This is a genomic window from Hyphomonas sp., assembly GCF_013823385.1.
Classification (GTDB): Bacteria; Pseudomonadota; Alphaproteobacteria; order Caulobacterales; family Hyphomonadaceae; genus Hyphomonas.
Genome location: NZ_PNMA01000055.1, coordinates 1 through 9,733, shown reverse-complemented (window position 1 = coordinate 9,733; position 9,733 = coordinate 1). Strand labels below are relative to the sequence as shown.

At 61.3% G+C, this 9,733-nt stretch carries 14 protein-coding genes; 10 read left to right on the top strand and 4 right to left on the bottom strand.

Annotated features, from left to right (window positions below; all coding sequences use genetic code 11):
* The first annotated feature begins 312 nt into the window (after positions 1-312).
* Genes C0456_RS18725 through C0456_RS18715 form a run of 3 tightly spaced genes read left to right on the top strand, consistent with a single transcriptional unit; the run spans position 313 to position 1,297 of the window.
* The gene (locus C0456_RS18725; protein WP_291055509.1) at positions 313-651 is read left to right on the top strand and encodes a type II toxin-antitoxin system RelE/ParE family toxin; all 339 of its coding nucleotides are present in this window, start codon (positions 313-315) and stop codon (positions 649-651) included.
* Between the two features lie 11 nt (positions 652-662).
* Entirely contained in the window at positions 663-944 is a 282-nt protein-coding gene (locus tag C0456_RS18720) for a helix-turn-helix domain-containing protein (protein ID WP_367179316.1), read from the top strand.
* Positions 941-1,297 carry a hypothetical protein gene (locus C0456_RS18715; RefSeq protein WP_291055502.1) on the top strand — a complete coding sequence of 119 codons (357 nt, stop codon included), beginning with the start codon at positions 941-943 and terminating at the stop codon, positions 1,295-1,297. The genes C0456_RS18720 and C0456_RS18715 overlap by 4 nt, the downstream gene beginning before the upstream one ends.
* Here the strand turns inward: C0456_RS18715 and C0456_RS18710 are convergent.
* From C0456_RS18710 to C0456_RS18700, 3 genes are all read right to left on the bottom strand, one after another.
* A complete protein-coding gene (locus C0456_RS18710) occupies positions 1,261-1,875 on the bottom strand; it encodes a recombinase family protein (protein WP_291055499.1) in 615 nt (204 codons plus the stop codon). The genes C0456_RS18715 and C0456_RS18710 overlap by 37 nt on opposite strands.
* A gap of 144 nt (positions 1,876-2,019) precedes the next feature.
* Positions 2,020-3,018, bottom strand: a complete 999-nt coding sequence (locus C0456_RS18705; RefSeq protein WP_291055496.1) for an inorganic phosphate transporter — start codon at positions 3,016-3,018, stop codon at positions 2,020-2,022.
* Between the two features lie 2 nt (positions 3,019-3,020).
* Complete coding sequence (locus C0456_RS18700; protein ID WP_291055493.1) at positions 3,021-3,659, bottom strand: DUF47 domain-containing protein; 639 nt, start codon at positions 3,657-3,659, stop codon at positions 3,021-3,023.
* Between the two features lie 38 nt (positions 3,660-3,697).
* Here C0456_RS18700 and C0456_RS18695 point away from each other — a divergent pair, with 38 nt between their 5' ends.
* From C0456_RS18695 to C0456_RS18665, 7 genes are all read left to right on the top strand, one after another.
* Complete coding sequence (locus tag C0456_RS18695) at positions 3,698-4,216, top strand: hypothetical protein (RefSeq protein ID WP_291055490.1); 519 nt, start codon at positions 3,698-3,700, stop codon at positions 4,214-4,216.
* Positions 4,217-4,274: 58 nt separating this feature from the next.
* Entirely contained in the window at positions 4,275-4,628 is a 354-nt protein-coding gene (locus C0456_RS18690; protein ID WP_291055487.1) for a metalloregulator ArsR/SmtB family transcription factor, read from the top strand.
* Positions 4,625-5,149, top strand: coding sequence for an arsenate reductase ArsC (locus tag C0456_RS18685; protein ID WP_291055484.1), 525 nt, complete (start codon positions 4,625-4,627; stop codon positions 5,147-5,149). Before C0456_RS18690 ends, C0456_RS18685 begins: the two co-directional genes overlap by 4 nt.
* Positions 5,146-5,574, top strand: a complete 429-nt coding sequence (gene arsC, locus C0456_RS18680) for an arsenate reductase (glutaredoxin) (protein ID WP_291055482.1) — start codon at positions 5,146-5,148, stop codon at positions 5,572-5,574. The genes C0456_RS18685 and arsC overlap by 4 nt, the downstream gene beginning before the upstream one ends.
* Complete coding sequence (locus C0456_RS18675) at positions 5,574-6,860, top strand: arsenic transporter (RefSeq protein WP_291055479.1); 1,287 nt, start codon at positions 5,574-5,576, stop codon at positions 6,858-6,860. Before arsC ends, C0456_RS18675 begins: the two co-directional genes overlap by 1 nt.
* Positions 6,860-7,612 carry an arsenical resistance protein ArsH gene (gene arsH / locus C0456_RS18670; RefSeq protein WP_291055476.1) on the top strand — a complete coding sequence of 251 codons (753 nt, stop codon included), beginning with the start codon at positions 6,860-6,862 and terminating at the stop codon, positions 7,610-7,612. The genes C0456_RS18675 and arsH overlap by 1 nt, the downstream gene beginning before the upstream one ends.
* A gap of 80 nt (positions 7,613-7,692) precedes the next feature.
* Entirely contained in the window at positions 7,693-8,301 is a 609-nt protein-coding gene (locus C0456_RS18665; RefSeq protein WP_291055474.1) for a cation diffusion facilitator family transporter, read from the top strand.
* A 266-nt stretch (positions 8,302-8,567) separates the two neighbouring features.
* On the opposite strand, the gene C0456_RS18660 is transcribed toward C0456_RS18665, so the two are convergent.
* The gene (locus C0456_RS18660) at positions 8,568-9,668 is read right to left on the bottom strand and encodes a PepSY-associated TM helix domain-containing protein (RefSeq protein WP_291055471.1); all 1,101 of its coding nucleotides are present in this window, start codon (positions 9,666-9,668) and stop codon (positions 8,568-8,570) included.
* Between the last annotated feature and the right edge of the window lie 65 nt (positions 9,669-9,733).

The window sequence follows — 9,733 nt, the reverse complement described above, 5'->3', positions numbered from 1 at the left end:
GGGGTGGTGCGGGCGCACTGAGCGGCACGCGAGGAAGCCACGGCCCGGCTGATTGTCGTTGCTGGGGAGAGGGCGCGGCGCGCCCCTTTCCCCGACTGAATAAGGGATCTCGTCGGCGACGCCGGCGTCATCATGGGCGGGCCTGGCCCGACCCCGCGCGCGAGCGATCGTCACCCGGCAGGGACGAGACGCCACAGGCGGCTTGGTCGTAGCGCCAGCGGAGATAGAGCGCGGCCCGTCAGGGCGCCCCCGATCGGTCATCGCGGAACGATCCTCTTGCGCTTCTGTCTCTGTTTTGATACAGGCGACGGGATGGAGTCTATAACCGCGAAGCCGGTCCATTTCCTCGGCGACAGCCGCGAGGCTCTACGAAATTTCCCGGACGGTGCCCGCTACAGCGCGGGCGTCGAACTCCGGGCGGTGCAGACGGGCCTCGATCCTTCGGATTGGAAGCCGATGAAGACCGTTGGAGCGGGCGTAAGAGAAATAAGGGTCAGGGAAGCGTCGGGCGCGTTCAGGGTGATCTATGTGGCGACATTACCGGATCGCGTGCTGGTGCTTCATGCGTTCCAGAAGAAGACACAACAGACTGCACAAAAGGACATCGACCTGGCCGCGAAACGGCTGAAAACTTGGAAGGCAGAACAATGAACGCCGAACCTATGATTGTCGGAACCTTCGATAGCGTTTTTGACGCGCTCGCCGACACACCGGCGGAAGCAGCAAACCTGACGGCGCGCGCGGACCTGCTGCTGAGCATCCGCGAGCGGGTGAAGTCGTGGGACGTGCCGCAGGAACAGGCCGCCAAACGGCTTGGCCTGACCCGGCCCCGGGTGAACGATCTCCTGCGCGGGAAGCTCGACAAGTTCTCGCTGGATGCGCTCGTCAATGTCGCCACGGCAGCGGGGTTCAAGCTGCATATCCAACTCGAAGAGGCTGCATGAGCGGACATCGCCCGTTTTCCGATCTCATGAAGGATTGGAGTCCCGAGCGTCGCGCGCACAGCGAGGCAAGCAAGATTAAGCTGACCAATCGGTGGGCCAGCTTTGAGCGGTTGTGTCACGGCATGGGCATCGGCTCGGAAGAGATGGCAAGATTGATTGATCTGGAGCAGTCGGCAATCTCTAGGCTGTTGCGCAGTCCCGACATGAAGGTCAGCACGTTGCGCGAGCTGAGCGCGGCGATGGGTGGCGAGATGCATATCACTGCGACCTTTTCCGATCGCTCGGTCGAAATCGGCGGCTTAGCTGCGGCGGATCATCAACCCGATGCCGCGATCTGCTTCAACCCTTTATAGAGCGTTGCCCTGCTGACACCGTAAGTCACCGCCACATCAGTTACGGTAGCGTGCGGGTCCGCCAACAACAATTTCGCTTCACGAAGCTGTTTGGTAGTCAACGCTGGCGGGCGACCGCCCATGCGGCCACGCGCGCGTCCGGCAGCAAGACCGGCTTTGGTGCGCTCGCTAGTAAGTTGACGCTCGAACTGCGCCAGGCTGGCGAAGATATGAAAGATGAGCGTTCCCCCGGCGCTGGCCGTATCGATCCGCTCGTCGATGCTTTCGAATCCCATGCCTTCGCGCGCCAGCTTGGCGACGGTCGCGACCAAGTAAGGCAGGGACCGCCCAAGCCGATCGAGACGCCACACGACCAGGCTGTCGCCCTTGCGCAGGGCTTTGAGCGCCTGCGCCAGTTCGGGCCGATCGGATTTCGCGCCGCTGGCATGTTCGGAATAAATGCGATGGCATCCGACACGATTGAGCGCGTCGAGCTGGGCGTCGAGGCTCTGATCCTCAGTCGATACGCGGGCATAGCCGACGCGTACGCCACCTGCGGTCGTGCCGGACTGATCGAGACTGCTGCGCGTGTTCATCATTCAAATCGATCATGCCGTTTTCACGTCATAGATTCTCGAACGGGTTTGTAAACAATTCGACTGCCGATCGACCGGGATTTTCGGGAACCGCGCCGCGTGTCTGGAAAACGGTCGTTTTCTGGACGACGATGCGACGTCGATCGCTTAGTCGACGAACGCTGTCGCCAAATATGTGAGAGCCGCAATCAGACCAGCTGCGGGCAAAGTAATCACCCAAGCGAAAACAATCCTCCCGGCAATATTCCAGCGTACCGCCGAAAGCCGCCGTGCCGCGCCGACGCCAACGATAGCGCCGGTTATTGTGTGAGTGGTCGAAACAGGAATCCCGCCAAGAGTCGCCATAAACAAGGTGATCGCGCCGCCAGTCTCGGCGCAGAAACCCTGAGGCGGTGTCAGCCGGGTGATCTTCGATCCCATTGTATGGACGATCCGCCATCCGCCGGACATCGTGCCGAGGGCCATCGCAGCCTGACAGGACAATACGACCCACAGCGGTACGTGGAACTCGCCACCGAGCAGCCCTTGCGAATAGAGTAGGACAGCGATGATCCCCATCGTCTTTTGGGCATCGTTGCCGCCGTGGCCGAGCGAGTAGAGTGCTGCCGATATAAGCTGAAGCCGACGATACCGTTTATCGACCGCGAGCGGCGTGAGGCGCAGGCTGGTCCACGCGACGACCAACATCAGCACCAAAGCGAAGAACAGGCCAACTGTAGGCGACAGAAAGATTGCGGCGACGGTTTTGAGGACGCCGCCCCATACAACGGCGCTTATGCCAACCTTGGCGATGCCGGCCCCGAGCAATCCGCCGATCAACGCATGGCTACTGCTCGACGGCAGTCCCAGCACCCACGTGATCAAATTCCACGCTATCGCTCCGATCAGCGCCGCGAAAATGATGCTGGCGTCGATGATATGCGCGTCAATAATTCCGGTGCCGATGGTCTTAGCGACATGAAGGCCGAAAAACAGGAAGGCGATGAAGTTGAAGAACGCAGCCCAGACGACGGCGTGGTGCGGTTTCAACACCCGCGTCGAGACAACCGTCGCGATCGAATTAGCGGCGTCGTGCAGCCCGTTCAAAAAGTCGAAGGCGAGCGCAATACCGATCAGCGCGACCAGCATGGACATCGATAGCGCCATGATCAGGCGTGATCGATCACGAGGCCGTGGATTTCGGATGCAACGTCCTCGAGTCGGTCGAGAATACGTTCAAGATGGGAATAGACTTCGCGGCGGATGACGAAGGTGGTGGCATCCCCGCCGGTTTCGAAAAGCGTCCGCAATCCGCGTTCATGCAACGCGTCGGCGCGCTCCTCCAACGCGACAACCTCCGCCGTCAGCGTGAGGAGGCGTGTGCCATATTTGCTGACCGATCGCAGGAGGGGGAGCGCCGTCATAACGACGTCGCTCGCGTCAACAGCGATGCGCGCGAGATCGCGCATTTCCGGATCGAACATCGTAACGTCATAGCGCCGGATCGTCTTCGCGGTCTGGTGCATCTGATCGATCGCATCGTCCATCGCATTGATCAGCGCGACGATGGCGCTCCGATCGAAGGGCGTCACAAATACGCTGCGCGCATCGTCGATGATCGAAATCCTCAGCGCATCGGCCAGCCGTTCTTGGTGCGCGATTTTGTCGATGCAGCCGTCACGGCTACCCTGATGGTCGAGCAACGCACTCAGCTCGCGCGCTGCCTCGGTAATGGCCAGACCGTGCGTCTCGATCAGTTCCTGGAAGCGCCCCTGCTTCGGCATCAGCGATTGAAACCACGCTAGCATCCCACTCTCCCCCGATGCCACCGGATAAACATTATTCGATGATTCGAGAAGTGAAGACTAGCGGCATATTGGAAACTATTTTCCCAACCCTAATTGAACGCCACCATCATTCCTGTATCGTGGAATTATCGAATCGCTCGCGTCGGTTCGGTCGCAACTGGGAGGAAAAGACAATGAAATCGCTGTTAGCTGGGTTGCCGCTGCTGATGATCGCCACGGCCAGTGCGGCGCAATGGGAGCCGTATCCCGAAATGCTGCGAATTGAGGGCAAAGGCGAAGGTGCTTGGAACCTCAAGTGCCAAATGCAGACGAAAAAGGGCGACCCCGTGGCGCGGGAGTTTACAGGTCGCGGGAAAAAGGCGCTTGGTTTTTCGCTGGACGAACCAATTGGCGGTTCATGCGCCTACGTCGCTGCGCCCGATAAGCCGCTCACCATCTCGCTGCGCAGTCCAATGTATGTTTGTCCGCTTGCCTCGGCGGTCGATAAACCATGTCAGCAGACCTTTCCGGCGGGTGCGACGGGTACGTTCGACGTCAAGAAAAAGGGCGGGCGGTAGATTGCTACCATCGCCGATGAAGCATTGTCCGCTGCGACATTTCCGCTAAATCCGAATCATGGAACTCAAACACGCTGTCGCCGCGCTTTCCGCGCTCGCCCATCCCGGACGCCTCACCACATTTCGCATGCTGGTGCAGGCGGGCCGGGAAGGGATTGCTGCGGGCGAAATTGCACGAGAGCAGGGCGTCCCGCCCAATACGCTATCGGCAAACCTCAACATTCTGTCGCACGCCAATCTGATCGAGAGCCGCCGCGAAGGTCGGTCGATCATCTATTCTGCACGGTATGAGAGCATGGCGGACGTGCTCGAATATCTCATGGAGGATTGCTGCGGCGGCAACCCCGAAATCTGCGCGCGCCTGGCCGACATGGTGATGCGCACGCACTGCGTCGAGGAAGGTCACGCATGACCGACGGTATCTACAACGTATTGTTCCTGTGCACGGGCAACTCCGCCCGTTCGATCCTTGCTGAAAGCGTGCTGAACAATCTCGGCAAAGGCCGTTTCCGCGCGTTTTCAGCGGGGAGCTATCCCAAGGGTGCCGTGCATCCGATGGCCTTGACCCTAATCGCGGAAGCAGGTCTGCCAACCGAGGGCTTGCGGTCGAAAAACTGGGACGAGTTTGTCGGCCCGGACGCGCCCACGATCGATATTGTCATCACGGTCTGCGACAACGCAGCGGGTGAAGTCTGCCCGGTGTGGCCGGGGCATCCGGTGATGGCGCACTGGGGCATCGAAGACCCTGCCGCCGTCGAAGGCGAAGGCCAGCGGCACGCCTTCGACATGGCGCTGCGCTACCTCACCAATCGCATCAACCTGCTATTGGCGCTGCCGATTGATAGTATCGGCTCGATCGTTCTGCGGACCAAGTTACGCGAAATCGGCCATAGTGAAGGTGCAACCCTGCCGGACGGGGCGGTGACATCGTGACCACTGACATCATCATCTACCACAACCCAGAATGCGGTACGTCACGCAACACGCTGGCGATGATCCGAAACGCGGGCATCGAGCCGCACGTCATCGAATATCTCAAGTCGCCGCCGTCGCGGGCGCTACTCGTTCAGTTGATCGAGCGCGCCCACATACGTCCGCGTGATCTGCTGCGCGAAAAGGGCACGCCCTACGCCGAACTTGGCCTCGCCGATGAGAGCCTGAGCGACAACGACCTGATCGACGCGATGATGGCGCATCCGATTCTGATTAATCGTCCACTGGTCGTATCGCCGCTCGGCGTGAAGCTGTGCCGTCCGTCCGAAGCAGTGCTGGATTTGCTCCCCGCACCACAGCAAGGAGCATTTACCAAGGAAGATGGCGAACAGGTGATCGATGAGCGTGGCGAGCGGGTCGCTTGATGCTTGTTGCATTGCTGATCTTCGTCGCGACGATCACGCTCGTCATTTGGCAGCCCAAAGGTCTCGGTATCGGCTGGAGCGCGATGGCTGGAGCGGTCGTGGCTCTGCTGCTGGGAGCCATCACGCTCGCCGATGTTCCGGTGGTGTGGGGCATTGTCTGGAACGCGACCGGCGCTTTCGTGGCGATCATCCTGATAAGCCTGATCCTCGACGCGGCGGGCTTTTTCGAGTGGGCGGCGCTGCATGTGGCGCGCTGGGGTGGCGGCAATGGCAAGCGGCTGTTCTCGCTCGTCGTGCTCCTGGGCGCGGCAGTATCGTCGCTGTTCGCCAATGATGGTGCTGCGCTCATCCTGACGCCGATCGTCATCGCGATGCTTCGGGCGCTCGGCTATGGCACCAGGGCGACGCTGGCGTTCGTAATGGCGGCGGGGTTCATCGCCGACACCGCCAGCCTGCCGCTGGTGGTCTCCAACCTAGTCAACATCGTGTCGGCGGACTTCTTCAAGCTCGGGTTTGCCGAATACGCGCTGGTTATGGTGCCGGTCGATCTCGCCGCGATCGCCGCGACGTTGGCCGCGCTTCTTCTGTTCTTCGGCCGCGACATTCCGGCAAACTACGATGTGGCGCAGCTGCGCGCTCCCGGCGAGGCGATCCGCGACCGCGCGACGTTTCGCGCGGGATGGGTTGTGCTGGCGCTGCTACTCGCCGGATTCTTCCTGCTCGAACCGCTCGGCGTTCCTGTCAGCGCGACCGCCGCGATCGGCGCGCTGGTGCTGATCGTGATTGCCGGTCGTGGCCATGTGATCGAAACGGGCAAGGTCATTCGCGGTGCGCCGTGGCAGGTCGTCATTTTCTCGCTTGGCATGTATCTCGTCGTTTATGGCCTGAAGAATGCGGGGCTGACGGATCACCTGGCGGTAGTGCTCGATCGCACGGCGCAAGGCGGCGTCTGGGCCGCAACTTTTGGCACCGGCATAATCGCGGCGCTGCTGTCGTCGATCATGAACAATATGCCGACCGTGCTGGTCGGCGCGCTGTCGATCGACGCGACGCACGCAACGGGCGCAGCCAAGGAAGCGATGATCTACGCCAATGTCATCGGTTGCGATCTGGGGCCGAAAATCACGCCGATCGGATCGCTTGCGACACTACTTTGGCTGCACGTGCTCGGGCAGAAGGATGTGAAGATCGGCTTGGGCTATTATTTCCGGGTCGGCATGACGCTGACGATCCCGATTCTGCTGGTGACGCTTGCCGCGCTGGCTTTGCGGATCAGCCTAGGCTGATGCCGCTGCGCCATCTCACGGACCCTGGCCATCTGCCCGCGCTCGATCGGCGCTATGCGATCGAGCGGCCCGGCCTCGGCCTAGGCGCGGGTGATCCGCCGCCCCGTATCCTGCTGCTCTACGGTAGCTTGCGCGAGCGCGCCTACTCGCGCCTATGTGTCGAGGAAGCTGCGCGTTTGCTGCAATTCTTCGGGTGCGAGACACGCATCTTCGACCCTTCGACGCTGCCACTGCCCGATCAGGTCGCTGGCGACGATCATCCCGCCGTCCATGAGCTGCGCGCGCTGTCGATGTGGTCGGAAGGCCATGTGTGGTGCTCGCCAGAACGCCACGGGCAAATTACCGGCATCATGAAGCTGCAAATCGACCATCTGCCGCTCTCGATGGGCGGGATGCGCCCGACCCAAGGCCGCACGCTCGCGGTGATGCAGGTGTCGGCCGGATCGCAATCGTTTAATAGCGTCAATACGCTGCGCCTGCTCGGTCGCTGGATGCGGATGGTCACGATCCCGAACCAGTCGAGTGTCGCCAAGGCTTTTCAGGAGTTCGATGAAGCCGGGCGCATGAGACCCTCCGCCTATTACGACCGGATCGTGGACGTGATGGAGGAGCTGGTCCGGTTCACGGTACTATTGCGCCCTCATGCGGCCCAGCTCGTCGATCGCTATTCCGAAAGGAAGGAAGCGAATCGGACTGTCGATCCTGCCGCCGATCTGTCGGCCATTGCGCTAGGCCAAGGCTGCGGTCGCTAATAACCCTGCCTTGCTCGTGTCGGCCTGGCTTTAGGTTGAACAGCCTGTCTCCACTACGAATATGCACGTAAGGGGAGCGCATGACCGAAGAAGGGTTCGATAAATTCGCGAATCTCGGCCTGCGCCGGGCGGTTCGCCTCGTGGCGCTCCTGAATCTCGCGTATTTCGGTTTCGAATTCGCGGTCGCCAAGGCGATCGGCTCTGTGTCGCTGTTTGCCGATTCTGTCGATTTTCTCGAAGATGCCTCGGTCAACCTGCTTATCCTTCTCGCCTTGGGCTGGTCCGTGCGGAGCCGCGCGCGCGTGGGCATGGGATTGGCCCTCATCCTGCTTGTGCCGGGACTCGCGACATTATGGACGGCTTGGACGAAGTTCAACGTGCCGGTCGCCCCCGACCCAGTGCCGCTCACCCTAGCGGGCCTCGGTGCGCTTGCGGTCAATCTGACTTGCGCCTTTATGCTCGCCCGCCACCGCCACCATAGCGGCAGTCTTACCCGGGCAGCGTTCCTGTCAGCGCGCAATGATGCATTCGCCAATGTCGCCATCATCGCAACCGGACTTGTCACGGCTGTGCTCTGGCATTCCGCGTGGCCCGACCTCATCGTCGGCCTCGCCATCGCGCTGATGAACGCCGATGCCGCGCGCGAAATCTGGGAGGCCGCGCGGGAGGAGCATCGCGCCTCGGCCTGATCCCTGCCTACGTTACCAAATTTCGCCGCTGTCCTCATTTCGCCGCTGCCGCAACGTCACGCCGTCACGACACGGTCGTTTTCTGAACACGCCATCATCATTGCTCAGACACCCCATCGGCATCACGGCCACCGCCAAACCGCGCACGCCCGACGGACGCTATGCCCCAAATTGCATCCTCGGGTCGCAGCGCATGAGGATCGACGTCGCCGCCGACGCTGCGGTCGAAATGGGCAACAACACTGCGGGCGCCGATCAACGAAACGTCACGAGCGAACCTCCGTAAGGGCAGCGGCAGTTCCACGAGCACGCCGTGGTCGCCGCTGCTGCCGCCACATGATGAACCCTGTCAGCACCCACAGGCTGACCGACACGCCGATCAGCGAATAGATCAATCCCCCGATGGGGCCGATGATATAACCGCTGTGAACGGGGAACAGCCACGCGCGCACGCCACCGCCGCCGCTGGTCAGCCCGGTCGGATAGACGCCGATCACCCTGCCGTTCGCCGGATTGACGAGCACGTCGGTGCGCTTCAACCGATCGTCCATGAACGCGAACCAGTAATTTTTCGCGTGTGGTCCCGGCGGGCCGAAGGCCGCAAGATGCTCGTCACCAACCCGCTTGCGGGCAATCTCATAGGCCGTGTCGCCGCTGATCGCAGGGGCCGCGGTCGTCATGTCGGCATGATCGGCTATCCTCATGTTGCTCGTGAACACCGAGCGGCCCGACACCTTCTCCGCCCACGTCGTCAGGTTGAGCCATGTGCCGGTCGCCGAAACCGAAATGATGAAGAGGCTCGCTGCAAGTCCCGCCGTTCGGTGGATGCGGACTACCCCTTTCGCGTTTTTGCTCGTCGCTCGGGTGCGCCACCATATCACGAGGCCAAGACCACTGAAAATCATCACGCCGAGGCCGAGGATCGTCAGAATGATTTTGCCCGCCGTGCCGAAAATTAGCCATTTGTGCAGCGCGTCCGCCGTCCCCACCCAGCCCGACATCGAGGATTGTTCACGGATGATTCGCCCGTCGAACTGATCGATCATCATCATGCGCGACATATCGTGCTTCGTGGTATCGCGTCCGCCCATGACGACGACCGCCGTGTTCGGCGACACCGCCGCAGGATACATCATGTGCGCAATCTGGAAGTCGGGTTTGTTGCGGCGGATCAGCGCGACGACCGAACCCGGTGCCATCGGCTCGCCGCGGGCATTGACCCGGTAGCCGCTAGGGTCGCTTGCCTGCATTAACCAGAACCGCTGCTGCGCGATCGCGCCCGTCAGTCCCTGGATGATGAAGAAGATGCCGAGCGTCAGCGCGAACCGCCGATGCCAGCGGCGCAATGTCAGGGTGGATATCCGCATGTTCTGTCTCCCCCGTTCAGAAGCTAATACGGACAACTCTCATTACAAATCTTTTCTGTCCGCCT

Excerpts from the sequence above, each read along its gene's own strand:
- C0456_RS18660 (WP_291055471.1), bottom strand. The coding sequence starts at position 9,668 with ATGCGGATATCCACCCTGACATTGCGCCGCTGGCATCGGCGGTTCGCG.
- C0456_RS18725 (WP_291055509.1), top strand. The coding sequence starts at position 313 with ATGGAGTCTATAACCGCGAAGCCGGTCCATTTCCTCGGCGACAGCCGC.
- C0456_RS18695 (WP_291055490.1), top strand. The coding sequence starts at position 3,698 with ATGATTCGAGAAGTGAAGACTAGCGGCATATTGGAAACTATTTTCCCA.
- C0456_RS18710 (WP_291055499.1), bottom strand. The coding sequence starts at position 1,875 with ATGATGAACACGCGCAGCAGTCTCGATCAGTCCGGCACGACCGCAGGT.
- arsH (WP_291055476.1), top strand. The coding sequence starts at position 6,860 with ATGCCGCTGCGCCATCTCACGGACCCTGGCCATCTGCCCGCGCTCGAT.
- C0456_RS18690 (WP_291055487.1), top strand. The coding sequence starts at position 4,275 with ATGGAACTCAAACACGCTGTCGCCGCGCTTTCCGCGCTCGCCCATCCC.
- C0456_RS18665 (WP_291055474.1), top strand. The coding sequence starts at position 7,693 with ATGACCGAAGAAGGGTTCGATAAATTCGCGAATCTCGGCCTGCGCCGG.
- C0456_RS18700 (WP_291055493.1), bottom strand. The coding sequence starts at position 3,659 with ATGCTAGCGTGGTTTCAATCGCTGATGCCGAAGCAGGGGCGCTTCCAG.
- C0456_RS18720 (WP_367179316.1), top strand. The coding sequence starts at position 663 with ATGATTGTCGGAACCTTCGATAGCGTTTTTGACGCGCTCGCCGACACA.
- C0456_RS18715 (WP_291055502.1), top strand. The coding sequence starts at position 941 with ATGAGCGGACATCGCCCGTTTTCCGATCTCATGAAGGATTGGAGTCCC.
- C0456_RS18675 (WP_291055479.1), top strand. The coding sequence starts at position 5,574 with ATGCTTGTTGCATTGCTGATCTTCGTCGCGACGATCACGCTCGTCATT.
- C0456_RS18705 (WP_291055496.1), bottom strand. The coding sequence starts at position 3,018 with ATGGCGCTATCGATGTCCATGCTGGTCGCGCTGATCGGTATTGCGCTC.
- C0456_RS18685 (WP_291055484.1), top strand. The coding sequence starts at position 4,625 with ATGACCGACGGTATCTACAACGTATTGTTCCTGTGCACGGGCAACTCC.